The organism is Vreelandella sulfidaeris Esulfide1 (assembly GCF_054072535.1).
In genome coordinates, this window is sequence record NZ_CM133364.1 from 955,310 (window position 1) to 982,215 (window position 26,906).

The following is a 26,906-nucleotide window of genomic DNA, read 5'->3' on the forward strand; positions in this document are numbered from 1 at the left end:
ACTCAAAGAGATTGATTAAAAAAAATAGAATTTATAGTGTTATAGATAATTACCTATGGATGCTAGTGATGAAAGTACGCCAGCTTACATTTCGCTTGCTGCAGGTTTATGCAGACGTCGTACGCACAGGCTCTATTACCGCCACGGCAAATCGACTCCACCTGACCCAGCCAACCGTTTCCCAGCAGTTAAAAAGACTGCGGGAAATCGTCGGCGAACCTATTGTGCGTCAGGAGCAGGGACGCATCGTGCCCACTGAGGTTGGTCAGGCGCTTTATCAGCTAAGCCAAGACTTGCTCAGCCGGGCAGATGTGTTTAGTCAGTACCTTGACGAATACAACAGCGGCGGGCGAGGTCACTTTAGTATTGGCTTGGTGAACACAGCACAGTACGTTTTAACTCGGCTTCTGGGGCCATTCAGTCAGGCTAATCCACAGGTAGATATCACCGTGGAGGTTGGTAATCGCCAGCAGATGCTCAATCGGTTTGAGCGTCATGAAGACGATATTTATGTGTTTAGCCATCCTCCCGCGGACGACGACGTGTTGGCAGCGCCTTTTTTGAGCAATCCTCTGGTCGTCGTGGGTCCTGAGAATTGTCGCTGGGCCGAGGAGGAAGGCATCACGATAGAAGCGCTCAAAGAAGAGCGGTTCCTGCTGCGAGAGCCGGGTTCCGCGACTCGGCATACGTTTGATGCTTGGCTTTATAGTGAAGGTATTGAGCTGCGCTCAACCCAGCAGATTGCCAGTAACGAGGCGATCCGCCTGGCGGTGGCATCCGGGATGGGTCTGGCGGTGCTATCGCGCCACGTGATCGCGGATTCTCCCAAAGGCGTTCAAGAGTTGCCGCTTCAGAGTTTCCCGCTGCAGAGTCGCTGGCACTTTGTGGTGCGGCGTGAACGACGACTGCCGCCCGCCGCCTATCGATTTTTAAGTTTCGTTCAAGGTTCGCTGGTACAAGCATTTGACGAGCCGGAAGGGGAAATAGCCGTTGCGAAACTGCTTCAAGCGTTGAGGGCTGAACGGTGACGCTTTACTTACAAACAGCTTCAATCACTCTCTTTGGAAAGATATAGCCCATGCTTTGGAAAGATATAGCCCATGCGCCAAGCTGTTTGGCAGAGGGATTGATTGCTGTTAGGAGCCTGGCTTTGAAGCCGCATTGCAGAAAACAAGTTGCAGAAAAGCTAGGGAATAACGCTGATTTGACTATAGTTAGTAGAGTACCCAGCTTATGCGGTTACACTTAGACACATGTCTTTGGTGATCGCCGCAAAAGGAGGCAACTATGCTGCTGGAAGGATCATGCCATTGCCAGGCAGTTACGTTCAGTGTGAAATCCCATCACCCCTACCCATTCAACCGCTGTTACTGCTCTATTTGTCGTAAAACGGCGGGCGGTGGTGGTTACACCATCAACCTCAGCGGAGATAGCAGGACACTTAAAGTCAGTGGAGAGGAGCACATCACCATCTACCGTGCCCTTATCAAAGGCGAGCGGAGTACGGGGGAAAGGAGTTTCTGCAAGCACTGCTCTTCATCGCTATGGCTTTATGATCCCGAATGGCCTGAGCTTGTCCATCCTTTCGCCTCAGCGATCGACACTGCCTTGCCTACGCCCCCCAGACGGACACATATGATGTTGGGAAGCAGGGCGCCATGGGTCGAGATAAACGCACAGTTTCAGGATAAGTGCTTCGATGAATACCCCGATGAAAGCCTTGCTGAATGGCATCAGCGTCTGGGGTTAGAGCGCTAGGGTTGAAGCGTTCACCGTTAAGCAATGCGGCTTGCTTCGCTTGCCCTGGGGAGTAATTGTTCTATCTTTCTAAATGAGTTCTATCGCAACTCTAAATACAGATTTTAATGCATAAGTACAGCTTTTAACGCATAGGTAATTGGACAAGTAGTACAGCCATGCCAAGTTGTATAGCCATACTATGACCATATTATGAAAAGGAGGGTAGAGAGATGGAATTTGAAAAGTACAAGTCGTGTATTGAAGCGTGCAACGTGTGTGCCGTTTACTGTGATTCTTGCGCAACTGCCTGCTTGCAAGAAGACGATGTAAAAATGATGGCTGAGTGTATCCGTTTGGATATTCAATGTGCGCAAATATGTCGTTTAGCTGCCTCATTTATGGCCCAGGGTAGTGAATATGCCAAGGATATCTGCCGAGTATGTGCTGATATTTGTAAGGCATGCGGCGATGAGTGCGCCAAGCACGATGCTCAGCATTGTCAGGAGTGCGCCAAAGTATGTCATCGTTGCGCCGATGAGTGCGCTGCTATGGCTTCCTGAGAACGCTTAGAAAACTAAGTCTAACGACTTTAATTGAGCCAGCTTTTATACACATTAAAAGCTGGCTCTTTTAGTTTATTTTTTATAGTTAACTTAGGTTTTGGTTAATTTAAACTTTTATTTTTTTTACCTGCATTAATCGCCGGATTTAAAAAAGATAGGTTAAAAGCAGTATCTTAAAAAAAGATAATCTAAAAAACGATAGTTTAAAAAGAGTCAGCACTCTGCAGCAGGCTGATCACCTCCTCATCGCTGGTTTGAGTAAAGTCCTGGTAGTGCATACCAACAGCGATAAAAGGTTCGGGAGTGGCTAGACAGATCAAATCATCGACTTCGGTGGCTAATTCATCCAGTGTCGACTGCGGGGCAACAGGCACAGCCAGGGTGACAGTGGTGGCATTGGCTTGGCGAAGTGCTCTGGCAGCCGCTTTAGCGGTTCCGCCTGTGGCGATACCATCATCCACCAGCAGTACGCGCCTTTCGCTAACGTTAATCGGCGCACGGCTACCAATGTAGACGTGGCGTCGACGGGTTAACTCGCTTAGTTGTCGTTGTATTTCCGCTTCAAGGTAGCTTTCAGATGGCTGGAAAATCTTTAGTGTCTCCTGATTCCACACTACCTGTGGTGGCTCGCCATCGACCACCGCGCCTAACCCAAACTCGGGTTGTCCTGGAGCGCCAATCTTACGCACGATCACGACATCAAGCGGAAGTTTAAGGTGGGTGGCTACTTCGTAAGCGACCGGCACCCCGCCACGGGGTAGAGACAGCACCACGTCATAACGATCACTGGATAAGGCGTGGGCAAGCTGGCGCCCTCCATCCCGCCGATTCTCGTAAAGCTCTGAACGCTTGTGCATGCTTCGCTCCTATCCTCCAAGCTGCCTAAACCCCAAACGGCCTAAATACCAAAAAGCCTAGACACCAAAAGGATACGTGTCGGGTACGCCGTGGGGTTTTGCACTCGGCAATGGCGTTACGGCGGTGGTCTCATCGAACCACACATAGGCATCAAACTGCTCCGCTAGAGACGCCTTGAAGTAATGGCTGAAATATTCGCTTTCGGGGCGATAGATAACACCAATAGCACGCTCCAGGCGTGTTTGACTTAGATGTTCCTGAGCATCCGAATGTGGGGGATTGCTCAATTCAATTAAGGCACGTGGCAGCTGCGTTTCATGGAATATCCGTTCAAAGGAGTCCGCACGTGACGGTACGACCTGCTTGATTCGCATAGGAGAATCCCAATCGTCGGCCGCCGCCACGCTCCCCGTGTGTGTACCGAAACCGATAAGAACTGCTTTATCGCCATAGGCGGTACGACATAGCTCGCCGATATTGAATTGTCCCTTCCAGCCCATCTCAGTGGCAGACGCATCGCCGATATGAGAATTATGCGCCCAGACCACTGCCTTGGCGTTGGGGCCTTTTGCCTGGAGGAGCTGCTGCAGCGTATCGAACATGTGCCGGTCTCGCAGGTTCCAAGATTGGGTAGAACCACGGTACATAAGCCGGTAATACTGTTCGGCGGCTCTCACTACGCGGGCGTTCTGGGTCGCATCGAAATAGTTTTCTTCGTTGTCATTAGCCATGTATTCGAGCCGGTGATCCAGTAGCGCCTGGAGTTGCTCAACCACCGCCTCTTCACAAGTGTCTCGCTCACCTCGTAATACGGCGTGACCGTACATGGCCGGTTCGCTATGCCAGGGTGTTAAACAACCATAACGTTGGCGGGCAACCTTAGCGGCCTCAGGGTCGGTTTGGTCCAGGTAATCAAGCACCGCAAAAAGAGAGGCACGCAATGAATAGATATCCAGACCGTGAAAACTGGTGCGTTGGTTGAAGGGCAGCCCTGCATTATGTTGGCGCAACCATTCAGTAAAGGTATCTACTTCAATGTTGTGCCACATCCAGGAAGGAAATCGAGTAAACGCCTGTTGTTGATTACTGTCTGCAGGACGATGTCTAACATGTCGATCGATTTGAGAGGCATCGGGCCAGTCCGCTTCAACCGCCACAATATTGAAGTTATGTCGCTCGATGAGTCGCCGTGTAATAGCGGCACGTGCCCGATAGAATTCTGAGGTGCCGTGGGACGCCTCGCCTAGCAATACGATGTTGGCCTCACCGAAACGATCGAAGTGAGCGCCGAATGCTTCTTCCTCTTCCAAGCTTGGCAGGGGTTCGCAAGCTTCAGCAATGGCTTGGGCTGTTTGCTGGGCGGAAGGGAAGGGGGTAGTTGTCGAGTGATCCTGATCCATGTGAATCTCCCGGAACGCGTAGGAATAGCTTGAAAATTACTATAGTAAAGAGGAACTGGCTTATTCAAGCTCGTATTACCCGAGTGGCTAAACGCCGCACCGCCTCCCTTCACATTGTGTAGTGGTCCCGCAGCGCGGATCGTTAGAACCGCAGTGCTCTAGACACGTTTTGCCTGCCGGTAAAGCCACCAAACATCAAACCCAAACGAGTACAGCAATGAGAGCAACGCGCTGATGGCAAGCAGGCTGGACATGAGGTGAGAGGTGAGGGGCGTTAGCGCCAGTAGCAGCGCGACCACCTGCCATACACAAATGGCTTTACGACGGAAGCTTTCAAACAATGGTTTTGAGAGCCATGAGACCCACCAACCGGCCGCCACGAACAGGTAGCGCATACCGCCAATTAGTAGCACCCACAGGCCCAGTGACTCCAGTCGCAGCAATCCCGCACAAAGCAGCAAAATCAGCAGGGCATCCAGCTCCATATCAAAACGAGCGCCGAACATCGTATGACTCTTGGTGCGCCTTGCAATCCAGCCATCGACGCCATCTAGCAGCAGAGCGATCACCGCAAGAGCCAGCCATTGCCATATGGCCGCTACGAACGCATTGGCGGCGAGTGCGCCGGCCATAAGTGAAACCAGTACGGCACGCAGCAGTGTGACTCTGTTTGCCCAGCCCAGTGAGCCGTAGGGCCAGAAAGTGATGACTAAGAAAGATATGCACGTGTATAAGCCAGCAGCAATCCACCCGTTAGCCGGGTCAGCTATTAATAATGGCAGGCTTTTGCCCAGTGCCATTAACAGCAACCCCCCTAAGAATAGCTCTACAGCGCTGTAGAGCCGTTTGGTCAGAGTGTACAACGAGGCGTCGGAAAAAGGCGGCATGGTGGCTCACGAAGCGGCGTCGTTGTCCGCAGTTGAAATAAATGATGCAAATAATTTTATATGTACCATTCTTGTAGAAGAAGGTAGGGTTGTCTATGAGAACAAGAAAATAGGCTAGTTAGTTTCCCTGTGTTCCAAAAGTTAATCGAATATTTTCTTTTCAACCGCTACGCTGAAATAGGTGAGTCATTGAAAACTTTACTGTATGAGGCCATTCAGTACGTGACGAACCAGTGTGCGACCGTACCAAGATGCTTGATGTGCATTTTAATAATAGTTCGCAACGCCATGGTGCCACGCCACCTTCAAAGGATTGAAAAAGAGCTCGAAATACATGGGCTCCAAACGAAAAGGAATGCTCATGTCGGCGCCTGAAACCGCAACGGCCTTCTGGGTAGTAAACCCTACGAAAGGTGAGCTGCGGCGTGAAAAATTAACGTCTCCTGCCCACGATGAAGTGCGCGTACGCACCTTGTACAGTGGTGTCAGCCGTGGCACCGAATCATTGGTGTTCAACGGCCGCGTGCCCGAAAGCGAATTTTCGCGTATGCGTGCGCCCTTTCAGTCGGGAGAGTTTCCTGCCCCGGTTAAGTACGGCTACTGCAGCGTTGGTCGCGTTGAGCAGGGGCCTGACGCGTTATTAAACAAAACTGTTTTTTGTTTGTATCCCCACCAAGACCACTACGTTGTGCCTGCTTCGGCGGTACTAGAAGTGCCCGACGACGTACCCGCCAAGCGCGCTGTATTGGCCGCCAACATGGAAACGGCCATTAACGGCGTTTGGGATGCCGAGCCTATGTTGGGCGAGCATATTTGTGTCATTGGTGCAGGTGTCGTAGGCACACTGGTCGCTTACCTATGCGCACAAGTGCCCGGCGTTAACGTGCAATTGGTTGATATTAACCCAGAGCGTCGCCAGCTAGCCGAGCAGCTAGGGGTGGCATTTGCTACCCCGGAACAAGTCCCCCATGACCAGGACTGTGTCATCCACGCTAGCGGCCATTCTGCAGGCTTACGCCAAGCCCTTGAATGGGTTGGCAGTGAAGGGCGCATTATCGAAATGAGCTGGTTTGGCGAAGGGGATATCTCGATTCCGCTAGGTGGCGCGTTCCACTCCCAACGGCTCACGATCAAGGCCAGCCAGGTAGGCCAACTGCCAATGAAGCTGCGCCCTCGCTGGAACTACCAGCGCCGCCTTCGATTAGCGCTAAGCTTATTAGTGGATAAACGATTGGATGCATTGATCAGCGGGGAAAGCGATTTTGAGGACTTCCCCACGCTTGCTAATACGCTGTTTGGTCGTAGCAGCGTCGAGCTTTGTCACCGGCTGAGATATCCCCAATAGTATTACGCTGTTAACTATTTGATCAGGAGTTTTTATGTTTCGTTTATGTGTTCGTGACCACTTTATGATCGCCCACAGTTTTAACGGCGAAATCTTTGGTCCTGCCCAGCGTACCCATGGGGCCACCTATGTCGTGGATGTTGTCTTCCAGCGCCCTGAGCTGGATGAGGATGGTTTGGTCATCGACATCGGCCTTGCAAGCGAAACCGTGAAAGCGGTATTGGCGGGCTATAACTTCCAAAACCTGGATGAGATAAGCGAGTTTAACGGTAAGAACACCACTACCGAGTTTATGGCCAAAGTGATCTTTGATCAGCTAGCCAAAGCAATTGGCGAAGGCAAAATGGGCACTACCGCCCAAGGTATTACCCACATGGAGGTTAAACTACACGAATCCCATGTGGCCTGGGCTAGCTTCGAAGGCGCGCTATGAGCCAGCGTTTTACCCTAATAGTGGCGGGCGACCCCGACCAGCGCACCGGCGGCTACCTCTACGATGCACATATTGTCGCTGCCTTACGTGATCAGGATTGGGAAATCGACGTTGTGGGCCTTGAGGGTACCTTTCCCGATGCAGACGCCGAGGCGGCCACCTCGCTGGGCCTAGCGCTTGAGAATCGGCCCGATCATTCAGCGGTAGTTATCGATGGCTTGGCCATGGGCGCACTACCTGACGTGGTCGCTCAGCACGCCCAGCGGCTGGATATTAGCGCGTTACTGCACCATCCCCTGGGCGATGAGCTTGGCCTTAATGAGGCCGATCAGCAGCGTTTTCACCGCAGCGAGTTAAACGCGCTTGCTCCTGTGGCGCGTATTATTGTCACCAGCCATTTTACCGCTCGCCGTTTACCGGTACTGGCGGCCCACTACGCCATCCCGCTTAACGCTACAGTCTCGGTCGTTGAGCCGGGCGTTGCAGAAGCGCCCATCAGCCCTGCGGCAACACCTGGAGAGGCACTGCGCTTGTTATGTGTGGCGACGCTAACGCCGCGTAAAGGGCAGGATATCCTTGTCCAGGCGCTGGCGGGGGTGACGGCTGACCACTGGCAGTGTGATTGCTATGGCGGGGCACGCGACGCTGCGTTTACGCAACGTGTGCAACAACTGATCGAACAGCACGGCTTGCAGCAGAAAGTACGCCTGCACGGCGAGTGCGATAGCGAGACGCTGGAAGCGGCCTACCGGCACGCCCATGCGCTGGTGCTTCCCTCCTGGTACGAAGGTTATGGCATGGTGGTCACCGAAGCCTTGGCCCACGGGCTGCCGGTAATTACGACCACCGGTGGCGCGTTACGCGACACCTTGCCTGAAGGCGCCGGGTTGAGCGTTGAGCCGGGCGATAGTGCAGCACTTCAGGATGCCTTGAACCGCTTTTGCAACGATGCCGAACTGCAACACCAATTGCGCGACGGGGCTGTACAGGCGCGCGGCCAGTTAAGTGATTGGCAGGCGGCGGGTGAGGCGTTTGCGGCGGCTTTAACCGCGCCGAGTGATTCAAGCGCCGCGCCTACCTTGCGTGCCGGTAGCCAGTTTGAATCCGATTGGCTGACCCTGCGAGAAACGGCCGACTTCGCCTCACGTAGCCAACGCTTGGCTCAATTCGCGTCTGAGTGGTTGGGCGCGCAGACCCCAACGCCCTTGATAGTGGATATTGGCTGCGGTCGGGGCAGCAATATGCGCTTTTTGGCCCCGCGTCTGAATGGTCGCCAGCGCTGGAAACTGATCGATCACGATGCCACCTTATTAGCACAAGCGTATCAGCGAGCGGTCGGATTAAGCGATAGCCAGGGGCAGCCCGTGGCGGTTGAAACTCACTGCGTATCGTTGCAGCCATTTAACGCTGTACCGGTGAACGATGCCCACTTGGTGACCGCATCAGCGCTATTGGACCTGGTCTCCCAGCAATGGATTGATACATTGATGAGTCGCTGTGCCAAGCAGCAGCAAGCGCTACTAATAGCGCTGAGCGTGACCGGCGAATGGCATTTTATCGACACGCAAGGCGACCCGGTGTTGGACGAAGAAGACCAATGGTTGCTGGCCATGTTTATTGCCCACCAACAGCGCGATAAAGGCTTGGGCGAGGCATTGGGCGGTCAGGCCCACGGGGCGTTAGTTGCTGCGTTAGAGCGAGCCGATTACCAGATTGAGCAAGCCGACACACCCTGGCAGCTTACCGCGGGTGATCACGATCAGCAGCCGTTAATGATGGCGTTGCTTGCAGGCTGGGCCGAGGCCGCCACCGAGCAAGCCCCTGAAGCAGCCTCGCGTATTGCTACTTGGTTACAGCAGCGCCAACAGGCGGTAGCAAACGGTGCACTGGGTATTTGGGTAGGCCACCGTGACCTGTTCGCTATGCCAAAGGAATCCTCTATACCCAAGGAAAAGGCATAAGCCTATGGGGGTTGCTCAGACGTTGTGCACTCGGCTAGGCGCGTATATCCAAAGCCCATGGCTACGGCGTTTGGTGATTAGTACTGCCTTGCTGGGTGCCGTGTTGCTATGGGTTGAACCCCAGGCCATTGTGGCCGAGGTGCAGCGGCTCTCCGCCGGGTGGGTCGCGCTGGCGCTAGCGGTAAGCACGCTACAAATCATGTTATGTGCCTGGCGCTGGCAGTTTACTGCCGGGCTTATTGGTGTACCGCTGCGGTTTTCCTACGCCCTGCATGAATATTATCTGGCGCTGCTGGTCAATCAGCTCTTGCCCGGTGGGGTGTTAGGCGATGCCGGGCGGGCACACCGTCATGCCAGCCAGGCGCAGTCACGTGGTCGTGCATGGCGGGCGGTCATTATCGAGCGCGCGTCAGGGCAGGTGGCTGTAGCAGTGCTAACGCTAACGGCGCTGCTGCTCTCACCTTTGTGGCATAACGCGCTGAGTGTCACAGCGCTTACGGTGGTTGGTCTAAGCGTGGTCGGGCTGGCGATGATAGTCGCCATCGGCCTGCTTCAGCGTCAGCGCTTAAGCAATGGGTTGTCACGGATGCCGCACTGGAGCCAAGCCTTGGCTGGCGATATAAAGCGCGGTTTGTTACGGCGCAGCGTGTGGCCCCGGCAGTTGCTGTCGTCACTGATGATTGTGCTGAGTTATGGCTTAGTGATGGTGTGCGCCGCGCGGGCAATTGGCGTTGCTCTTCCGGCACTCGAGGTGCTCGCACTCGCACCGGTGTTGCTACTGGCGATGCTGATTCCGTTTTCAGTCGCTGGCTGGGGGCTACGTGAAGGCACCGCCGCCGGTGTCTGGATGTTGGTAGACTTACCGCCTGCCCAAGGAGTGGCGGTGTCGATGGCCTATGGTGTTCTGGTCTTGCTGGCTAGCCTGCCGGGTATTTGGGTGGCGCTTAACCGCCGTCAAAAAGCGCAACCCTCAGGTGGGGGGTTCCCTCAGCCGCATGTCAAACAGCGTGTCGTCACCACAGCGGAAGGTTCGCGTGGGCGGGCGCAGCGCACTCTCGAGCGTCTTGATGGGCGTCATTTTAAGCCCCGGCCTGCCGGAGCCGATCAGCAACGGGGCGACCAGCAGGTGCAGCCGGTCAACGGCCCCCGCTTCGATAAACTGAGAAACAGTAACGCCGCCGCCCTCTACCAATACCCGAGGCAAGCCTTTATCGGCGAGCAGGGCGATGACATCGTGAGGGTTGAAATGCCCGCTGGCATTCAGCGGCAGCACACAGTGCTGAACATGAGCAGGAGTGACCGCTTGTGCGGCCTCCGGCCCTACAATAAGCAGCGTCGGGGCGGTATCGCTGCGCAGCAGTGTCAAGTCATTCGGTATACGCCCTCGCGGGTCCAATACTACCCGCGTCGGGTGGGTGCCACTAACATGGCGCACGGTCAGTTGCGGATTGTCGGCACTAGCGGTACCGGCGCCGACCACCACTGCGTCGACCAGTGCACGCAGGCGGTGCAGGTGAACCAAGCTTTCATGACCGTTGATGTAGTGGGAGTGGCCGCTTTCCGTCGCAATACGGCCATCCATGCTCTGTCCCAATTGCGCCACGACCCAGGACGGGCGACTGGCCAGCGGCGTCAGGCAGTCGAGCAGCTCGCGCGCTTCAGCGCTGACCGTCTGAAGGGTTTGCCATTCGCCGTTAGGCGTCAAGGTGATTGTTGTATCGCAAGGGCGCTGATGACGCAGCCCCAGCAGCCATTCCCAGGCATCGGCCAGTTCAATCGTGTTGATAGAGGAGTTGGGCATGACGCCTCCGCGCTAAAACATTCGCTTCATCATGCGGGACTTACTTGTTCCAGAGCAAGTTGGTCCAGAGCAAACACATAATATCCCCCACGCCAGGAAGCCAGGAGGCCTCTATGTACAAGATTGAACGCGCTATTTTCGATATTCGTCGTGGATTGCCAGTGGTGGTGAATGCTGGTGAGCAGCGGTTGCTGGTACAGGCGTTGGAAGGCAGTGAGTCGGTAGAAGCACTTGCTCAGTTAGCTGGCGAACGGCCTTCGTTAGTGCTTACCCGCCACCGCCTGACGGCGATGGGAATGAGCTTAACTGCTGAGGCGGCAAGCGTTCCTTTAGCGGCAAATATCAACACCCATGAGTTGCATGGCTTGGCCTCGGCGGAAATGCTTCCGCAGCCCGCCGGTGGTTTGCTCAGCGGCTTAAAACCAGCGAGTCTGGCCGAACTTGGTGCCATTACGCTAATGCGCCGTGCGCTGCTAATCCCCGCCGCGCTATGTGCCTTTGTCAGCGAAGAATCTGCTGAGGATATTGAACAGCAAGTGGCTGAAGGGCGGCTGCTGGAAGTCGATGCAAAAGAGGCTGAGCAGTGCTTAGCGGGGGCCCAGGGCATGCTTAAGCGTGTCAGCGAAGCGAATATTCCTCTTGAGGATGCGGCTGACAGCCGCTTCGTACTTTTCCGGGAGCCCGATGGCCTGCGCGAACACGTTGCTGTGGTGATTGGTAAACCGGAGCGCTGGGAAGGTGCGGTGCCTCTGCGCATGCACTCGGCGTGCTTAACGGGTGATCTGTTCGGCAGTTTGCGCTGTGACTGCGGTGAGCAGCTGCGCAATGCGGTGGCAGATATACAGTCCATGGGCGGCGGCGTGCTGCTTTATTTGGCACAAGAGGGACGGGGTATTGGCTTGGCCAACAAGCTACGCGCCTATACCTTACAAGATGGCGGCCTGGACACCGTGGATGCCGATCAAATGCTTGGTTTTGGAGACGATGAGCGCCAGTACGCGGTGGCGGTGGATATGCTTAACGCGCTCGACATTAACCAAGTGCAGCTGCTGACCAACAACCCGTTAAAAATAGAGGCGCTGCGCCAAGGCGGTATCGAGGTGGTGGCACGCCAAGCACTGTATGGCAGTGTCACCGACCACAACCAACGCTATCTCAATGCCAAGGCAACCCGAGGTGGACACTTGTTGGAAGATGTCTTAAGCGGCCAGCGCTAAATCCGAACGTCGCGGGCCAAGGAGCCTCGCGCTGGTGAAGCAGTGTTAGCAAGTGAGCAGTTTTAGTTAATGAGCAATTTTAGTTGGTTAGCGGTGGCAGCTGGGCGGTTTCGGTTACCACTATCGCTAACTGGCGGGCATAGTGCCTCACTAGCCGCTCGCCTAATGCGGCGCTGGCGTGGCTGGCATCCCCGGCCACGCCTTGGGCGCTTAAGTCTTCCGCTAGCCAGGAATACGCGGCCGCACCCTCTGCACTCACGAGGGCATCGCCTAAGGGCGCTGCGGGCGGTGCGGCTTGGTACTCCTCCAACTGGACCAGCGTTGGCGCTAAATAGCACATCATCGCGGTTTCGAGTAACCCCCCGTGCAAGCCGTAGCGTAACTCTTCAAAAGCTATGGCGTCTGCTAATGGCGGTAGTCGGGTATAGGTGGCTTTTACGACACGCATGCCATGCCGTCGCCGCAGGGTGAGCCCTGCTAAATCCATGACCGCTTTATTGCCGCCGTGGCTATTCAGCAGTACCAGGCGGCGAATACCTGCCCTGGCTAGGCTGTCGCCATACGCTTCAAGTGTGGCAATCGCCAATGGCGCCGGCAGGCTGAGTGTGCCGGGAAAACTGGCGTGCTCATCGCTGGCACCCACCGCTATGGGCGGCAGGCAGACAACATTCATTGCGGGATCAAGCTGCGCCAGCATAGCCGCCTGTAGGCCTTCGCCAATGGTCAGGTCGGTGGCTAAAGGGAGGTGGGTGCCGTGCTGTTCAATGGCGCCGAGTACCAGCACCGCTACCGGGTCGCGTTGGGCGAAGTCGGCTAATTGCGGGGCGGTGAGCGTTTGCCAGTGATGTATCATTAAGTGATATGCCTATTGAGTTGTAAAAGGATCAAGGAGAGCCCCTAGTAGCGGGTGGTCCGAGCGGCAGGCATAAAGGTCACCAGACGGTATCCCCTCGGCCCCAGCCCTTAGCCACTCGGTCATGGCCTGCGGGGTTTGCCATTCGTTCCAGCGAAAATGGCGCTGTTCGCCCGCTACCGCGTTGTAGCGATAGTCGCCAAGACGGTTTAGATGGTGGATGCAGGCGTGGCTAACCTCTAGTGCACCGACAACGAACTCCACTGAAAGCGCTGCCACCGGACAACTGAGCCCTGCTAGCACCTCCGCCTCAAAGCCCTCGACGTCAATTTTAATAAAACTGGGTTCGCCATACTCTTCAATTAACGTATCCAGTGTGGTGACCGGTACCTGTAAGCGTTGCTCCCAGCGAACATGACTAAAGCTGGCGTTACGGTCGCCGATCTGCTCGCGCCAACCGGAGGCGAGGGTAGAAAGAGTAGGGTTGCCGGGGCTGATAGCAATCTCAGCAAACCCCGCCGCCGGGCCAGCCGCAAGCGGTAGCAGCGTAATGCTCGGCGGCCTTACCAAACGCTTAAACCACTTAGCGAGATCAGGCTGAGGTTCAAGTGCCACTACCTTGGCGCCTAGTGCATGAAAGGCCGCACTGCGGTCACCTAGGTGAGCACCGATATCGAAAGCGACGGCGCCGGGCTGAATAAACGGTTGGTAAAGACGCTGTAGCCCGCGTTGGCGCCCTGGCCGCCAATAAATAAACAGCGAACGGATGAGCCCGCCTGCGCTACTTAGCCGTTGCAGCGCCAAACGCCGCATTCGTTGGGTTCCCTGAATATCTTCATTGGTCATTGGGATACCACACGTAATTCCAGGTTTCGCTTATCGGTTCTTCATTTAGGGTCAGCCTGAGGCGAACATCGCTGGGTTGATGGCTATCGGGCAGCCTGAAGCTAGCGCGCCAGCCTTTGTTAGGGAGCGGAGTGACCTGAGGCAGTAGTACTTCGCCTTGCTGGGCGTTGATAACTAACTCGACGGGTTGGTCGGCAGCGATATCATCTAACGCGCCCCCTTGGAAATCGACGATGAACTGGCGCTGCCCTTGCAACGTCGAATCAGCTTGTCCCGGTACGCTTGCGCGGCCATGGCGGGTACGGATTGCACGCCCAAGGCTATGCGCTTCTGGCTGTGTGTTGAGCGTATGGGTTAGGTAATGGAGGCGGCGGGACTCGCCAGCCTCCAACGTGTCGTCCGCTACCCAGTAGGCGACGATATTGTCGTGGGTTTCATCAGGCGTTGGAATTTCGACCAACTCCACCCGGCCGGGGCCCCAGTCATCTAGCGGCATGACCCATTGGCTGGGGCGACGATGGTATTGGGCTTCGATATCCAAATAACGGTTAAAGTCACGCTCTCGCTGCATCAAGCCAAACCCTTGAGGTGCACTATCCATGAATGTTGAGATGCGCAGATGCTCGGGGTTGGTCAGCGGGCGCCATATCCATTCACCGCTCCCGGTCTGCATCAGCAGACCGTCAGAGTCATGTACCTGAGGGCGGAAGTCGTCGGGACGTTTACGGCTTGCCTCTCCATAAGTGAACATGCTGGTGAGCGGCGCTACGCCCAGCTTGGCGATATCGTTGCGAGCAAATAATGCCGCTTCGACCTCTACTTGGGTATTTTCCCCAGGCTGGATGATAAACCGATAGGCGCCGCTGATAGAGGGGCTATCCATTAACGCTAATAGCTCAATATGCTCGGCATCTGCGTCGGGCTTGTACATCCAAAACTCACGAAACGCCGGAAATTCCTCGCCAGTGGTTGAGGCTGTATCGATCGCTAGCCCTCGGGTCGACAACCCGTAAGCTTGGTTGCGCCCCACGATTCGGAAGTAGCTAGCACCGAGAAAAACGGCAAACTCATCGTCATATTCCTCGCTATTCAGAGGATAGTGAAGACGAAAGCCCGCGTGGCCGCTACCGGTTAAATCGTGCTCTTTTAGCTTTGCGGCATTGCCGTCGTAAGAGAAATCCTCTGCCGAAAAAGGCAGCGGGGTGACCGTGTCGTTTTCAATGACATTCAGGGTAATTGGAGTCGGAAAGAGAAAACCGCTGTGAAACAGCTGTAAGCTAAAGGGGCTTTCGTCCTGCCAATAGGCGTGGGCGGGATTAAAGCGAATTTGTCGGTAGGTATCGTAGTCGAGCTCACGTAATACCTTGGGCAGTGACTCTTCGGGGGGGTGATAAGCCTCTGCAGCCAGTTGCTGGGCTCGTTCAATGACGGCACTGAAATGCTTATCGTCTTCGGCTAAGGCCGGTAAGGCTAGCGTACAGCCAATTAACACGAACCATCTACGAACTAACCACCTACCGACATGCCATCTGTCGCCTTGCCACCTACGAACCTGCCGCCAAGAAATTGGGCACCTAGAAAAACAGTTACAACGCATGGACGAAATCCTTTCGAGTGAAGGCCGCAAATGCATGGAGTTGAGCCAAACAACACGTTAAAATTTTAAACAATAACTATACGAATGATAGCAGCAGTACATGATTGGTGCGTTTTTCAGCAGCCTTTTTCTTTGCTCCTCATCTAGTCTTTCACCGAGATCCATCGTTGCAAGGGCATATTTTCAACACTGTAATCTAAAGCAGGCACAAATGAGAACGCGATGAGTCGATTATTAATACTGGTCCTGATACTAAATTTCTTACTTATCGCGCCGCTGTGGTGGCGTTTTGGTGAGATTAATGAGTATTTGGTCGCTTGGGAGGCACTTATCATTGTGCCGCTTATGCTATTGCTTCCTGTTGGCCAGGCACGCCGCTTAGTGGGTGTTGGGTTAGTCGGTTGGATGATGCTGGCAACCGCCGCCAATCTCGGTACGGCGGCCACCCAAATGGCGTTTGCCCGGCCAATCAATCTCTACCTTGACTTACCCCTGCTGCGCTCCGTCTATCATTTGTTAGTAGGTAATGTAGGCCAGTTTTTGGCAGTGTGCGCTATGCTGGCGGGGCTCGCCGTGCTGCTGGGTATCAGCGTGGGCTTAGCGCGGTTGTTGCTTCCACCGGTCGCCTACTCGATTAAACGGCTACCCGGAGCAGTCGCATTAACGCTGCTCGTTGCTGCCACCAGCGGAGCGGCACTAGCGTTTAACGGGGTGCGGCTGGTAAACAGTGCGCACTTGCCATTGTTGGACAGTACACGGTTTCAGTGGCAGCAAATTACCGCTACCCATGCTGCGCGTGTTGCCTTTACTGAACAGTTGGAAGCTACGCCGCTGGAAAAACAGCCGCTGCCGGGGTTGGCAGGGCGCAATGTACTGCTGACCTTTATCGAGTCCTATGGTGTGTCGGCGCTGACTACCCCGCGTTATGCAGAAACTCTGCTTCCCACCCTGGCCGATATGCAGCAGCGCCTAGGCGAACATGACCTCCACGTAGTGTCTGGACTGCTGGCGTCACCAATTCGTGGTGGGCAATCCTGGCTAGCCCATGCAACAACGCTCAGCGGCCGATGGATCGACAATCAGCTGTGGTATCAGCTGATGTTGAGCAGTGGGCATTCCACATTGATCGATGATTTTCGTGCTACAGGGCAACGTTCGCTGGCTGTGATGCCCGCCATCACGATGGCATGGCCGGAAGGCGAGGCTTATGGTTTCGATGAAATTGCTGCGGCGAAAGATATCGATTACGCCGGGCCTGCGCTCAACTGGGTGACCATGCCCGATCAGTTCACCCTTGACTACACTCAGCGTCACTTGCTCGGCGATACACCGGTGTTTGCTCAGTTGGCCTTAATCTCTAGTCATGCACCCTGGACGCCGATTTTGCCGGTATTGGATGATTGGTCATCCATTGGCGACGGACGTATTTTTGCTCCTTGGGAGAGTGCTGGTGACCCGCCGGAGGTGTTGTGGCAGGACATCGAGCGTATTCGTGATCACTATGCCTGGTCGGTGGACTACGCTGTTAAAGTCACCGGTCGCTGGGCAGAGCGCGTGGCGGATGACAATACGTTGATGATCGTGTTGGGTGACCATCAAGCCGCGCCGCTGATCACTGGCGATGACGCTAGTGCGGCGGTGCCTGTGCATATTATCAGCGGCGATCGTGCATTATTAGCACCCTTTCTAAAGCGTGGCTTTGTGCCCGGCACGTTGCCTGCGCTCGAAGAAGCAAACGATGTGCCCCGCATGAGCCAACTGCGCCACTGGCTGCAGGATGATTTTGGTGAGTGAACAGACAATGCAGACACTCTCTGATACAAGGACGACCACAAGGACGCAGCAATGATTCAGCCGGTGATTTTAAGTGGCGGTAGCGGCACGCGGCTTTGGCCGCTTTCTCGTGAACAGATGCCGAAACAGTTTTTGCGTTTAACCTCGTCGCAAAGTCTGTTGCAACAAACGCTTAGTCGTTTAAACGGGCTAACCGATGCTGTGCCAATGCTAATGGGCCACCACAGCCACCGCTTTTTAATGGCCGAACAGCTGCGCGAAATGGACCAAGCTGCCACCGTGGTGCTCGAGCCGGAAGGGCGCAATACCGCCCCCGCGATCGCTTGCGCGGCGCTGCTGGCATGCGATGCTGGCGATGATCCATTATTGCTGGTACTGCCTGCAGACCATGTGATCGGTGATGTGCAAGCGTTCCAATACAGCGTTTCACTTGCCGCGCCGCTAGCGGAGGCAGGCTATCTCGTCACCTTTGGGGTCGTGCCGACGCAGCCTGAAACCGGCTACGGTTATATTGCCTGTGGTGAGGCGTTGGAAGGTGGCCATCACCTTGCGGCCTTTATTGAAAAGCCCAATGCTCAGCGTGCCGCTGAGTTGGTCGAAAGCGGTGATTACTTATGGAACAGCGGCATGTTTCTGCTGCGCGCCTCAAGCTATTTAGACCAGTTACAACGGCTGCAGCCGGATATGTTAGCGGCCTGCGAGGCGGCGGTGAGCGCTGCGCATCGTGATTTGGATTTCCTGCGCTTGGGCGAAGCGGCGTTTCTTAGTTGTCCGGCGGATTCCATCGATTACGCGGTGATGGAGCACTGTGAGCACGCCGCTGTGGTGCCCCTGGCCGCTGAATGGAGTGATATCGGTAGTTTCGATGCGCTTTGGGCAACCGTCGAACCTGACATTGCAGGCAATGCCACCAAAGGTGATACGTGGCTCACCGACACACAGGATTCGTTGGTGTTTGCCGAACATCGCCTGGTCACGACATTGGGCGTGCAGGATCTGGTTGTCGTGGAGACATCGGATAGCGTGCTGGTAGCCCACCGTAATCAAGCCCAGCAGGTTAAACAGCTGGTGGCGTCGCTTACTCAGGCGGGACGCAACGAACCTTGCTCTGCCCCCCAGGTACAGCGCCCCTGGGGCAGCTTTCAAGCGATGGATAGCGGCGAACGCTATCAAGTCAAACACATTACCGTGAAGCCCGGCGGGCGGCTCTCACTGCAGCGTCATCATCACCGCGCTGAACATTGGATCGTGGTGAAGGGCACTGCGCGGGTAACGCTTGAAGAGCGCAGCTTTTTGGTGAGTGAAAACCAATCCACTTATATCCCCATCGGTGCGCTACATCGTCTGGAAAATACCGGCAAAATTCCTCTTGAACTGATCGAAGTGCAGTCGGGGAGCTATCTGGGTGAAGACGATATCGAACGCTTGGACGATGTTTACGCACGGGATAACAATGGGTGAGGGTGGGCTTACCAAAGCCAGCTCGCGGGGCGTGCCGGGGGGCGACCTTTGCGCACATCAATCCACCCCAGCACGCAGCGCACACCTAGCCACACCGCAAGCAGCGGCCAGAGGAGGGTGCCGACCATGACAATGCTGAGCAAAAAGGCGATGCAGGCATACAGGGTGCCGATCCAGAAGGTACGAATCAGGTAACGGTAGTGCGGCTGTAGCCACAGCGCTGCGTCTTTGCGATAGACATAAGCAATCACAACGCCAATCAGCAGAGTGATATTGGCGGTAACGATACCTGCTAGGTAGAGCGCGTAAATAATCTGCGGCGGGCGGATCTCATCCCGAGATAGGTCGTTTTGAGTCATACGTATACTCTAATTAATAAAGCCAAGGATTAATAAAGCCGATGATCAATAAAGCCGGTAGTCGCGGTAGTTAGCTAGCTTTTGCTGTTCTTGAACCACTTTACGGTAGCGCTTGTACTCCCACTGATACTGCGCAGGCTCCAAGTCTATTGCGGCTTCCACGCTGGCATTGACGCCGGTGGCCGATGTTTGGTCATCGGGGCTGTAAACACGCTCATCGGCATCTAGAAAATGAATGGCAAACCCTTTGCCGGGTACCCGTAGCGCGACCCCGGTGACCACGCGCGCCTGGGTGCGCGCCACCAGTTTTGGCAGCAAGGTGGCGGTGTAGGCGTCGCGGCCAAAGAACGGCGCAAAAACGCCGCTGCCCCAATCGGGTTCCTGGTCGGGTAGTATGCCGATGGCCTCGCTGCGCTTAAGCGCTTTAAGCAACGCAGCGACGCCGCGCGGATTAGTAGGAACGAGGCTTGCTCCCATGCGCTCACGGCCATGTCGGATCACCGGGTCAAGGGCGGTGATTTTGGGTGGCTCGTACATGGCGGTAAAAGGGAAATGGCTCGATAGCCAAAAGTTAAGCACTTCCCAGTTGCCAAAATGCGGGGCGAGTACGATCACGCCCCGCCCTTCGCTCCGAGCATTATCGAGTTTATCGCGACCCTGCACCGTTAAAATACTGGCTTCAACTTTACTCGGTTCCGCCATCCAGGCGTGGCCCAGTTCCAGCATCGTGGCGGTTGAGTGTCGCAAACTCTGCCGGGCAAGGGTTTGACGTTCAGCGTTAGCAAGGTCGGGGTAAACAACCGTCAGGTTGCGCTCGGTTACCTCACGCTCGCGCTTGTTAAAGCGGTATATGATTGGCCCCAACGCTGAGGCCATGCGCCATAGCCACTTTAGAGGCCAGCGTGAAAGCCGACACCATAGCCAACTAATCGCACTGGCTTTGGAAAAGCGCTCACTGGTATCACCTGTTTGTTGCGCCATTTTAAAACAGCCAGGTGTCTACGTTAGAAGGGGCGCGTTTCTCTTGCAGCCCTTTAAAGCCTTTAACGCAGCGGATGATTAGCCAAACAGCGAGCGCTAACAGTAGCGGGAAACCAATCACTACCAGGGTCAAGATCGAAAAGACCACACCGTACAGCAGCCCTATCCAGAACGTACGAATCTGGTAGCGGTAGTGTTCGTCCAGCCATGCGGGCCCTTTACCTTTATAGACGTAGGCGATGATCACACCGATAAGCGACGTAAAGCCGAGGAAGAAACTAGCCAAATAGAGTGCATAGATTACCATTGCCATCGTGGTGTCAGGCGGATGGCGTTGCTCTTCGCTGATGACTTCGCCATTAAGGGACGCATCATTGGCATCTTCACGCATAACGTTTCCTTTCGATAAAACCGTATATAAAGCTGAATGGTAGCGACTGAAAGGATCAGCACTTGCTAACGCATCGCAGCGGTGCTGCTAAGGGCAACATGATACCGTGTGCGATTTGCCTTATCACTAACGAAAACGGGGCACTAACGCGAGGCGGGACGGCAAATCTCTAACAGGTTGCCGTCTGGGTCGCGTAGGTAGATCGACTCGATAGGCCCATTGGCGCCTTGACGGGCCACGGGGCCTAGCTCTACGTCAATAGCCAGCGCATCCAGGTGTTGCTTGAATTCATCCAGCGGCAGTTGGCAACGCAAGCATAAATCCAGACTGCCGGGGGTGGGGGTTGCTGAGATAGGCGCAATGTCGGTGTCGGTTTGATGTAGGCGCAATGCGGTATCACCGAGCATTAAATCGACTCGTTGGGCATCGCGGTAACGTACATCTAACCCTAAAACGCGTGAGTAAAAATCGACGGCGCGACCCATATCGGTCACTGTTACAACAAGATGATCCAGACCTGATAGCATGCCACCTTCCTTAATACAAAACGATAAGCCAGAGAATGCGATGATGCGCCGCTGCCCGCTATGCGCGGAATCCACCAATGCGCTCTACCACCGTGATCGGCGTCGTGACTACTACCAGTGTGCCACGTGCAAGCTGGTATTTGTCCCCTTTGCGCAGCATTTGAGCGCTGCTGCTGAAAAAGCTGAATATGATAAACATCAAAACTCGCCGCATGATACGGGATACCGGCGCTTTTTAGGGCGTTTATTTACCCCGCTAGTGGCAAAGCTCGCTCCTAACGCGCGTGGACTCGATTTTGGTTCTGGGCCTGGACCGACGCTATCGGTGATGTTCGCAGAGCAAGGCTACCCGATGGCGATATACGATCCATTCTACGCGCCTGATGCCTCAGTGCTTACCCAAACGTTTGATTTTATCACCGCAACAGAAGTCGTCGAACACTTGTCACAGCCTGGCCAAGTGCTGACTCAGTTGGCGGCGCAGCTCGCCCCTGGCGGTTATCTGGGGTTGATGACGAAACGGGTTACCTCCCCTGAGGCCTTTGCCCGCTGGCACTATATTAGTGACCCTACGCATATCAGCTTTTTTAGTGAAGAGACCTTTCGTTGGTGGGCACGAAAGCATAGTTTGGTAGTGGAATTTCCTGGGCCAGATACGGTTATTCTATATAAAACGCTAACGTGAACAATTGTAACGTTAGAAAAGCATTGACTTTGTTCCCTTGGGGGCAATAATTGCGCGCCGATATTCCTGCCTGACTCGATGTGCCAGGTGAGATGACGGTTTTTTTGCTCTCGTTTGGCAATGGTTTTTACTTCTACAGGCAAGGTGAGGTTTTTCATGTCGCGGCAACTGCTGGCCATGGCGCTGGCGCCCCTTTTAGGGCTATTCATTCTCGGGATTGGCAACGGTTTTCTTGCCACCTTAATTACCGTGCGCCTGGATGCCGCCGGCGAGTCGGCCACGGTGGTCGGTATTGTCTCGTCGGCTTACTTTATCGGCCTTGCGTTAGGCGCAATGGTGAATGATCGCCTGTTACTGCGCATCGGCCACATCCGGGCCTACGGTAGTTTTGCCTCGTTAGTGGCCGTCACGGTGCTACTACAAGGATTGTTCTTTGACCCCTGGGCCTGGTTTGTCCTGCGCTTGATTGGCGGCTGGGCCACGGTCGGGGTTTATCTGGTAATTGAAAGCTGGCTGTTAACGTCTGGCGACCAGAAAGTCCGTGGCCGCCTGCTGGCGCTGTATATGATTTCGCTGTACGCCGCCGGGGTGTTGGGGCAATTGCTGCTGGGCGTGACCAATGCCATGGGCGTGACCGCACCCTTTATGGTGATCGGCCTATTGGCGTCGCTCTCTGTGCTGCCAATGGCGATGATTCCCCGCGTGTCGCCGATCATGGAACACGCTGAACCGCTGCCACCCCATCGACTGATCACCCTAACGCCGACCGGCGTGATGGGCAGCTTGGGCTCCGGCATGGTAGTGGCGGCGGCGTACACGCTACTGCCGCTTTATCTTCAACGTAATGGCATGAGCGTGAGCCAGGTGGGCCAGATGATGGCGGTCGTCATCATGGGTGCCATGCTGCTTCAGTACCCGATTGGCCGCTGGTCGGATCGTCACGACCGGCAAATGGTGCTAATTGGTATTAGCGGTTTCTGTGTGCTGATCTCTGCAGCTATGTTGTGGCTACCCCTTTCTACACCATTGTTGGCGGTGTTGCTGTTCCTGCTCGGCGGCGGTGTGTTTGCGCTCTACCCGGTGGCAGTGAGTCACGCCGCAGACCGTGCGCCCGCAGGGGCACTGGTGCGCATGAGCCAAGGTCTGCTGTTAATCAACTCGATTGGTGCGACCATCAGCCCGCTGTTGATTTCCCCGGTCATGACCGCGATGGGTGATGCGGGTCTGTTCTGGGCCTTCGGTTCAATGAGTCTTTTCTTTGTGATGTTCTTCTCCTGGCGTCGTCATGTGCGTCCTGCGCCGCTGCCGGTGGCGCCGTTCACCCCCACGACACCCATGACCGCTGCCGGTGCCGAGCTAGTGGTCACTGAAGAGTTGATGCAAGGGGCGCTAGAGCACGAACACCTGGAAGATCTTTCCGATGCCGTGTGGGACGTTGACGCCGCCGAGCCCGTGGTCGGGCCGCCGGCGGAAGATGAGAGTCATATCACTTATTATGATGATGTGGAGCAAGCGGGCGTGCGAAAGTAGCCTCGGGTGAGGGCGTTGAGCGGTGGCGGCTGATACCTTGGGCTAATGGTGTAGGCGGGTGAGTATTACTACTATCCACCTTAGCCTTTCAAACATTTGTTTCATTTTTCAGCCCGAGGTTCGCCATGAATGTTTACGCCGCGCCGATACGCGATTTGCGCTTTGTGCTCGAAGAGCTACTAGCGCACCGCTCGCTTAGCCTACCGGGCTTTGAAGAGGCCACGCCCGATTTGGTTGAGGCGGTACTCGAAGAGGCGGCAAAACTCGCTGGTGACGTCTGGGGGCCGCTCAATGCTAGCGGCGATCGACAGGGGGCCAAGCGCCACACAGATGGCAGCGTGACCACGCCGGAAGGTTTCGCGGCAGCTTATCAGGCGTATGTCGAGGGTGGCTGGAACGGCATTGGCGTCTCCGAGGCACTGGGTGGGCAGAACCTGCCGGAAGTAGTTGCCAGCGCAGTACAAGAGATGCTTCACGGTGCCAATATGGCGCTGGGCCTCTGCCCTATGCTAACGGCTGGTGCTATTGAGGCGTTGGCCCATCACGGCAGCGATGACTTAAAAGCGACTTACTTGCCCAAGTTGGTGGAAGGCACCTGGACGGGCACCATGAACCTTACCGAATCCCAAGCGGGGTCGGATCTCTCCCAAGTGCGCACTCGCGCCATCCCTGAAAACGACCACTACCGTATCAGCGGCCAGAAGATCTACATTACCTGGGGCGAACACGATGCCGCCGAAAACATTATTCACTTGGTGCTGGCCCGTAAGCCCGATGCACCGGAAGGCAATAAAGGCATTTCGCTGTTTCTGGTACCCAAGTTCCTGGTCAATGAAGACGGCTCTCTGGGTGAACACAACGATGTGACCTGCGCCTCCATTGAGCACAAGCTGGGTATCCACGGCTCACCTACTTGTACCTTGAGTTTTGGTGAAAACGGCGGTGCGATTGGCTATTTGGTGGGTGAAGAGGGGCGTGGCCTTAATCACATGTTCACCATGATGAACGAGGCGCGTCACAAAGTCGGTATTCAGGGCATCGGCGTGGCCGAGCGCGCTTGCCAGCATGCGTTTGCCTATGCGCTTGAACGTCGACAGGGACGTGCCCCGAAAACACGCGGCGGTGCCGAGTGTAGCATCAGCGATCATTTAGACGTGCGACGCATGCTACTTTCGATGCGTGCGCGTACCGATGCGCTGCGCGCACTGGCGTTGTATTGCGCTGCTGAACTGGACGCCGCCCGCCATGCGGAAAGTAGTGACGTTCGCCAAGCCGCCCAGGCACGCGCCGACATTTTAATCCCTATCATTAAGAGTTTCTCCACCGACCAGGCGGTAGATATTGCCTCGATGGGTATTCAAGTACACGGCGGTATGGGCTATGTGGAAGAGACCGGCGCTGCACAGCTACTCCGCGATGCGCGAATTGCCCCCATTTACGAAGGCACTAACGGTATTCAGGCGCTTGATCTGGCGGGTCGTAAGCTCCAACGCGATAACGGTGAAGCGCTAACCGCATTACTGAGCGACGTTGCCGTCACCGTGAAACAGCTTAATGCCGACCCGAACCTGGCTTCCTTGGGCAGTAGCTTGGCTGCTGGCTTGGAAGACCTAAAAGCCGCCCAGGCGATTGTACTAGAGCAAGGTACCGATTCTGACAAGGGCGCAGATGCGGTGCAGGCCTATGCCACGCCGTTTCTTAACTTAGCGGGCCACGTGCTGTGCGCATGGCAAATGGGCCAGGCCGCGCTAAGCGCCCAAGCCGCGCTTAATAACGGCAGCAATGATCCCTTCTATACTTCCAAGTTACGCAGCGCCGAATTTGCCATCACTCAATGGTTACCGGTAGGCCGTGCCCAGCGCGCGGTGATCGAGGCGGGAACACAGTGTTTAAGCGAATTTGAGGTTTATTGACGTTAATACACGAGTCAGCACCGCCGCCCTAGAGGCGGCGGTGCCGTTTCTGGGCAATCAAAACAACTATTTAAAACGATCTCTTAAAACGATCCCTTAAAACGGATGCTTAACAACAACAGGAGCCGACCATGGCCGCTATTTTCGAGCAAGGCTTGCCTAAATCCGCCGCTAACCACGTACCGCTATCACCGCTGACCTTTATCGAACGCTCGGCGTCGATTTATCCCGATTACCCTGCCATTGTACATGGCAGCACCCGGCGCACTTGGGGGCAAACCTGGGCGCGCTGTCGCCAGCTTGCTTCTGCGTTCGAAAAGCGGGGCATTCAGCCAGGCCAAACGGTGGCGGCGATGCTGCCTAATATCCCGGCAATGTTCGAGGCGCACTTTGGCGTGCCGCTGGCGGGCTGCGTGCTTAACACGCTTAATATTCGCCTGGATGCTGAGGCAATCAGCTATATGCTCGAGCATGGCGAAGCCAAAGCCATTCTGGTCGATCCCGAGTTTGCTGAGGTTATTCAGCAAGCCGTCGCCAAGCTAACCAATAAACCGCTGATCATTGATGTGGCCGATGTCGAGTTCCTTGGCGATACCCAGGGCATTGGTGAGATCGAGTACGAAGCGCTGCTAAGCGAGGGCGACGCCGATTTCGCCTATCAACTGCCTGCGGATGAATGGGAGGCGATCTCGCTGAACTACACCTCTGGCACGACCGGCAAACCCAAGGGTGTGGTGTATCACCACCGCGGCGCTTATCTAAACGCGGTGAGCAATATCATGGAGTGGGCCATGCCCCACCACCCGATCTACCTATGGACGCTGCCGATGTTTCACTGCAACGGCTGGTGTTTTCCCTGGACGATTGCCGCTAACGCGGGGGTGAACGTCTGCCTGCGCCGCGTCGACCCGAAGAAAATTATGCAATTGATTAGTGATGAGAAAGTCACTCACTTCAGTGGCGCGCCCATTATTCTCAATGGCTTGGTGAATCTGCCCGCCGAAGATAAGCGCCAATTCGATCACCCGGTGAAAGTCACTACCGCCGGTGCCGCGCCGCCAGCCTCGGTCATTTCCGGGGTTGAGAAACTGGGCATTGAAGTCACTCACGTCTATGGCCTCACCGAAGTGTACGGGCCGGTAACCGTGTGTGCCTGGCGTGAGGCATGGGATGAGCTACCCATCGAAGCACGCGCCAAAATCAAAGCCCGCCAGGGCGTGCGTTATCACATGCTCGAAGCACTGTGTGTGGCCGACCCACTGACCATGGAGCCAGTACCCAAAGATGGCCAAACCATGGGGGAGATAATGATGCGCGGCAATAACGTTATGAAAGGGTACTTAAAGAACCCTGAGGCCACTGAGCAAGCACTGGAAGGCGGTTGGTATCACACAGGCGACTTGGCTGTGTGGCACTCGGATGGCTATATCGAGATCAAAGACCGCTCCAAGGACATTATTATTTCCGGTGGTGAGAATATTTCGACCATCGAAGTGGAAGACGCTATTTACGGCCATCCCGCGGTTGAAGAAGCCGCGGTGGTGGCTAAACCTGATGAGAAGTGGGGCGAGACGCCCTGCGCGTTTGTAAAGCTTAAAGTCGGCTACGGCGAAGTCACCGAGGCCGATATTATTGCCCACTGTCGCGAGCATTTGGCGGGCTATAAAGTCCCCAAAACAGTCATTTTTAGCGAGTTACCGAAAACCTCAACGGGCAAAATCCAGAAATTCGTACTGCGTGAAGAAGCCAAGCAGCATTGAGAAT

Annotated in this window: 24 protein-coding genes and 1 pseudogene; 14 read left to right on the top strand and 11 right to left on the bottom strand. The window is 55.3% G+C overall.

Annotation, left to right across the window (positions count from 1 at the left end; all coding sequences use genetic code 11):
- The first annotated feature begins 68 nt into the window (after positions 1-68).
- The 3 genes from ACW44H_RS04430 to ACW44H_RS04440 all read left to right on the top strand — a co-directional run bounded on the left by ACW44H_RS04430 (position 69) and on the right by ACW44H_RS04440 (position 2,300).
- The gene (locus tag ACW44H_RS04430; protein ID WP_457507214.1) at positions 69-1,028 is read left to right on the top strand and encodes a LysR family transcriptional regulator; all 960 of its coding nucleotides are present in this window, start codon (positions 69-71) and stop codon (positions 1,026-1,028) included.
- Positions 1,029-1,287: 259 nt separating this feature from the next.
- Entirely contained in the window at positions 1,288-1,758 is a 471-nt protein-coding gene (locus tag ACW44H_RS04435; RefSeq protein ID WP_457507216.1) for a GFA family protein, read from the top strand.
- Positions 1,759-2,138: 380 nt separating this feature from the next.
- Positions 2,139-2,300, top strand: a complete 162-nt coding sequence (locus tag ACW44H_RS04440; protein ID WP_457508926.1) for a four-helix bundle copper-binding protein — start codon at positions 2,139-2,141, stop codon at positions 2,298-2,300.
- 206 nt (positions 2,301-2,506) lie between these two features.
- Here ACW44H_RS04440 and ACW44H_RS04445 read toward each other — a convergent pair whose 3' ends face one another.
- The 3 genes from ACW44H_RS04445 to ACW44H_RS04455 form a co-directional block, all read right to left on the bottom strand.
- Complete coding sequence (locus ACW44H_RS04445) at positions 2,507-3,160, bottom strand: phosphoribosyltransferase (protein ID WP_457507218.1); 654 nt, start codon at positions 3,158-3,160, stop codon at positions 2,507-2,509.
- A gap of 57 nt (positions 3,161-3,217) precedes the next feature.
- Positions 3,218-4,561: an erythromycin esterase family protein gene (locus tag ACW44H_RS04450; RefSeq protein ID WP_457507220.1), complete on the bottom strand. Its 1,344-nt coding sequence runs from the start codon at positions 4,559-4,561 to the stop codon at positions 3,218-3,220.
- A 158-nt stretch (positions 4,562-4,719) separates the two neighbouring features.
- Positions 4,720-5,448, bottom strand: a complete 729-nt coding sequence (locus tag ACW44H_RS04455; RefSeq protein ID WP_457507222.1) for a CDP-alcohol phosphatidyltransferase family protein — start codon at positions 5,446-5,448, stop codon at positions 4,720-4,722.
- Positions 5,449-5,809: 361 nt separating this feature from the next.
- On the opposite strand from ACW44H_RS04455, the gene ACW44H_RS04460 reads away from it, so the two are divergent.
- From ACW44H_RS04460 to ACW44H_RS04475, 4 genes and pseudogenes are all read left to right on the top strand, one after another.
- Positions 5,810-6,793 (top strand): zinc-dependent alcohol dehydrogenase, encoded by a 984-nt coding sequence (locus ACW44H_RS04460; RefSeq protein ID WP_457507224.1) that lies wholly within the window; start codon positions 5,810-5,812, stop codon positions 6,791-6,793.
- Between the two features lie 34 nt (positions 6,794-6,827).
- Positions 6,828-7,226 (top strand): 6-pyruvoyl trahydropterin synthase family protein, encoded by a 399-nt coding sequence (locus tag ACW44H_RS04465; protein ID WP_457507226.1) that lies wholly within the window; start codon positions 6,828-6,830, stop codon positions 7,224-7,226.
- The gene (locus tag ACW44H_RS04470) at positions 7,223-9,187 is read left to right on the top strand and encodes a glycosyltransferase (RefSeq protein ID WP_457507228.1); all 1,965 of its coding nucleotides are present in this window, start codon (positions 7,223-7,225) and stop codon (positions 9,185-9,187) included. The genes ACW44H_RS04465 and ACW44H_RS04470 overlap by 4 nt, the downstream gene beginning before the upstream one ends.
- Positions 9,188-9,191: 4 nt before the next feature.
- Positions 9,192-10,052: pseudogene (locus tag ACW44H_RS04475) on the top strand (lysylphosphatidylglycerol synthase transmembrane domain-containing protein); the annotation flags it as partial.
- A 105-nt stretch (positions 10,053-10,157) separates the two neighbouring features.
- Here the strand turns inward: ACW44H_RS04475 and ACW44H_RS04480 are convergent.
- Positions 10,158-10,988 (bottom strand): RibD family protein, encoded by an 831-nt coding sequence (locus ACW44H_RS04480; protein ID WP_457508928.1) that lies wholly within the window; start codon positions 10,986-10,988, stop codon positions 10,158-10,160.
- 113 nt (positions 10,989-11,101) lie between these two features.
- Between ACW44H_RS04480 and ribA the strand changes: the two genes are divergently transcribed.
- Positions 11,102-12,205 carry a GTP cyclohydrolase II RibA gene (ribA, locus tag ACW44H_RS04485; RefSeq protein WP_457507230.1) on the top strand — a complete coding sequence of 368 codons (1,104 nt, stop codon included), beginning with the start codon at positions 11,102-11,104 and terminating at the stop codon, positions 12,203-12,205.
- A gap of 79 nt (positions 12,206-12,284) precedes the next feature.
- Here ribA and ACW44H_RS04490 read toward each other — a convergent pair whose 3' ends face one another.
- Genes ACW44H_RS04490 through ACW44H_RS04500 form a run of 3 tightly spaced genes read right to left on the bottom strand, consistent with a single transcriptional unit; the run spans position 12,285 to position 15,501 of the window.
- Complete coding sequence (locus ACW44H_RS04490; RefSeq protein WP_457507232.1) at positions 12,285-13,058, bottom strand: creatininase family protein; 774 nt, start codon at positions 13,056-13,058, stop codon at positions 12,285-12,287.
- Positions 13,059-13,070: 12 nt separating this feature from the next.
- A complete protein-coding gene (locus tag ACW44H_RS04495; protein ID WP_457507234.1) occupies positions 13,071-13,904 on the bottom strand; it encodes an FkbM family methyltransferase in 834 nt (277 codons plus the stop codon).
- Complete coding sequence (locus ACW44H_RS04500; RefSeq protein ID WP_457507236.1) at positions 13,894-15,501, bottom strand: glucan biosynthesis protein; 1,608 nt, start codon at positions 15,499-15,501, stop codon at positions 13,894-13,896. Before ACW44H_RS04500 ends, ACW44H_RS04495 begins: the two co-directional genes overlap by 11 nt.
- Positions 15,502-15,723: 222 nt before the next feature.
- Here ACW44H_RS04500 and ACW44H_RS04505 point away from each other — a divergent pair, with 222 nt between their 5' ends.
- Both ACW44H_RS04505 and ACW44H_RS04510 read left to right on the top strand, forming a co-directional pair.
- Positions 15,724-17,295: an alkaline phosphatase gene (locus ACW44H_RS04505; protein WP_457507238.1), complete on the top strand. Its 1,572-nt coding sequence runs from the start codon at positions 15,724-15,726 to the stop codon at positions 17,293-17,295.
- 51 nt (positions 17,296-17,346) lie between these two features.
- Positions 17,347-18,756, top strand: a complete 1,410-nt coding sequence (locus tag ACW44H_RS04510; RefSeq protein WP_457507240.1) for a mannose-1-phosphate guanylyltransferase/mannose-6-phosphate isomerase — start codon at positions 17,347-17,349, stop codon at positions 18,754-18,756.
- A gap of 8 nt (positions 18,757-18,764) precedes the next feature.
- Here the strand turns inward: ACW44H_RS04510 and ACW44H_RS04515 are convergent, their stop codons facing one another.
- The 4 genes from ACW44H_RS04515 to ACW44H_RS04530 all read right to left on the bottom strand — a co-directional run bounded on the left by ACW44H_RS04515 (position 18,765) and on the right by ACW44H_RS04530 (position 21,014).
- Positions 18,765-19,115, bottom strand: a complete 351-nt coding sequence (locus ACW44H_RS04515) for a DUF4870 family protein (protein WP_113270301.1) — start codon at positions 19,113-19,115, stop codon at positions 18,765-18,767.
- Between the two features lie 45 nt (positions 19,116-19,160).
- Positions 19,161-20,096: a lysophospholipid acyltransferase family protein gene (locus tag ACW44H_RS04520; RefSeq protein WP_457507242.1), complete on the bottom strand. Its 936-nt coding sequence runs from the start codon at positions 20,094-20,096 to the stop codon at positions 19,161-19,163.
- 1 nt (position 20,097) lies between these two features.
- Positions 20,098-20,487: a DUF4870 family protein gene (locus tag ACW44H_RS04525; RefSeq protein ID WP_457507244.1), complete on the bottom strand. Its 390-nt coding sequence runs from the start codon at positions 20,485-20,487 to the stop codon at positions 20,098-20,100.
- Positions 20,488-20,630: 143 nt separating this feature from the next.
- Positions 20,631-21,014 carry a VOC family protein gene (locus tag ACW44H_RS04530; protein ID WP_113270304.1) on the bottom strand — a complete coding sequence of 128 codons (384 nt, stop codon included), beginning with the start codon at positions 21,012-21,014 and terminating at the stop codon, positions 20,631-20,633.
- On the opposite strand from ACW44H_RS04530, the gene ACW44H_RS04535 reads away from it, so the two are divergent.
- The 4 genes from ACW44H_RS04535 to ACW44H_RS04550 all read left to right on the top strand — a co-directional run bounded on the left by ACW44H_RS04535 (position 21,013) and on the right by ACW44H_RS04550 (position 26,902).
- A complete protein-coding gene (locus ACW44H_RS04535; RefSeq protein ID WP_457507246.1) occupies positions 21,013-21,699 on the top strand; it encodes a class I SAM-dependent methyltransferase in 687 nt (228 codons plus the stop codon). The two genes, ACW44H_RS04530 and ACW44H_RS04535, sit on opposite strands and share 2 nt — an antisense overlap.
- 156 nt (positions 21,700-21,855) lie before the next feature.
- Positions 21,856-23,229 (top strand): MFS transporter, encoded by a 1,374-nt coding sequence (locus ACW44H_RS04540; protein WP_113270306.1) that lies wholly within the window; start codon positions 21,856-21,858, stop codon positions 23,227-23,229.
- Positions 23,230-23,354: 125 nt separating this feature from the next.
- Complete coding sequence (locus ACW44H_RS04545) at positions 23,355-25,142, top strand: acyl-CoA dehydrogenase (protein WP_457507248.1); 1,788 nt, start codon at positions 23,355-23,357, stop codon at positions 25,140-25,142.
- Between the two features lie 131 nt (positions 25,143-25,273).
- Positions 25,274-26,902, top strand: a complete 1,629-nt coding sequence (locus ACW44H_RS04550; protein WP_457507250.1) for an acyl-CoA synthetase — start codon at positions 25,274-25,276, stop codon at positions 26,900-26,902.
- Positions 26,903-26,906: the final 4 nt, after the last annotated feature.

Bases quoted from the DNA above. Each gene is read 5' to 3' on its own strand.
- ACW44H_RS04505 (WP_457507238.1), top strand. From the start codon at position 15,724: ATGAGTCGATTATTAATACTGGTCCTGATACTAAATTTCTTACTTATC.
- ribA (WP_457507230.1), top strand. From the start codon at position 11,102: ATGTACAAGATTGAACGCGCTATTTTCGATATTCGTCGTGGATTGCCA.
- ACW44H_RS04435 (WP_457507216.1), top strand. From the start codon at position 1,288: ATGCTGCTGGAAGGATCATGCCATTGCCAGGCAGTTACGTTCAGTGTG.
- ACW44H_RS04525 (WP_457507244.1), bottom strand. From the start codon at position 20,487: ATGCGTGAAGATGCCAATGATGCGTCCCTTAATGGCGAAGTCATCAGC.
- ACW44H_RS04440 (WP_457508926.1), top strand. From the start codon at position 2,139: ATGGCCCAGGGTAGTGAATATGCCAAGGATATCTGCCGAGTATGTGCT.
- ACW44H_RS04430 (WP_457507214.1), top strand. From the start codon at position 69: ATGAAAGTACGCCAGCTTACATTTCGCTTGCTGCAGGTTTATGCAGAC.
- ACW44H_RS04490 (WP_457507232.1), bottom strand. From the start codon at position 13,058: ATGATACATCACTGGCAAACGCTCACCGCCCCGCAATTAGCCGACTTC.
- ACW44H_RS04480 (WP_457508928.1), bottom strand. From the start codon at position 10,988: ATGCCCAACTCCTCTATCAACACGATTGAACTGGCCGATGCCTGGGAA.
- ACW44H_RS04545 (WP_457507248.1), top strand. From the start codon at position 23,355: ATGAATGTTTACGCCGCGCCGATACGCGATTTGCGCTTTGTGCTCGAA.
- ACW44H_RS04515 (WP_113270301.1), bottom strand. From the start codon at position 19,115: ATGACTCAAAACGACCTATCTCGGGATGAGATCCGCCCGCCGCAGATT.
- ACW44H_RS04450 (WP_457507220.1), bottom strand. From the start codon at position 4,561: ATGGATCAGGATCACTCGACAACTACCCCCTTCCCTTCCGCCCAGCAA.
- ACW44H_RS04540 (WP_113270306.1), top strand. From the start codon at position 21,856: ATGTCGCGGCAACTGCTGGCCATGGCGCTGGCGCCCCTTTTAGGGCTA.
- ACW44H_RS04510 (WP_457507240.1), top strand. From the start codon at position 17,347: ATGATTCAGCCGGTGATTTTAAGTGGCGGTAGCGGCACGCGGCTTTGG.
- ACW44H_RS04455 (WP_457507222.1), bottom strand. From the start codon at position 5,448: ATGCCGCCTTTTTCCGACGCCTCGTTGTACACTCTGACCAAACGGCTC.
- ACW44H_RS04495 (WP_457507234.1), bottom strand. From the start codon at position 13,904: ATGACCAATGAAGATATTCAGGGAACCCAACGAATGCGGCGTTTGGCG.
- ACW44H_RS04500 (WP_457507236.1), bottom strand. From the start codon at position 15,501: ATGCGTTGTAACTGTTTTTCTAGGTGCCCAATTTCTTGGCGGCAGGTT.
- ACW44H_RS04520 (WP_457507242.1), bottom strand. From the start codon at position 20,096: ATGGCGCAACAAACAGGTGATACCAGTGAGCGCTTTTCCAAAGCCAGT.
- ACW44H_RS04470 (WP_457507228.1), top strand. From the start codon at position 7,223: ATGAGCCAGCGTTTTACCCTAATAGTGGCGGGCGACCCCGACCAGCGC.
- ACW44H_RS04530 (WP_113270304.1), bottom strand. From the start codon at position 21,014: ATGCTATCAGGTCTGGATCATCTTGTTGTAACAGTGACCGATATGGGT.
- ACW44H_RS04445 (WP_457507218.1), bottom strand. From the start codon at position 3,160: ATGCACAAGCGTTCAGAGCTTTACGAGAATCGGCGGGATGGAGGGCGC.
- ACW44H_RS04535 (WP_457507246.1), top strand. From the start codon at position 21,013: ATGCCACCTTCCTTAATACAAAACGATAAGCCAGAGAATGCGATGATG.
- ACW44H_RS04550 (WP_457507250.1), top strand. From the start codon at position 25,274: ATGGCCGCTATTTTCGAGCAAGGCTTGCCTAAATCCGCCGCTAACCAC.
- ACW44H_RS04460 (WP_457507224.1), top strand. From the start codon at position 5,810: ATGTCGGCGCCTGAAACCGCAACGGCCTTCTGGGTAGTAAACCCTACG.
- ACW44H_RS04465 (WP_457507226.1), top strand. From the start codon at position 6,828: ATGTTTCGTTTATGTGTTCGTGACCACTTTATGATCGCCCACAGTTTT.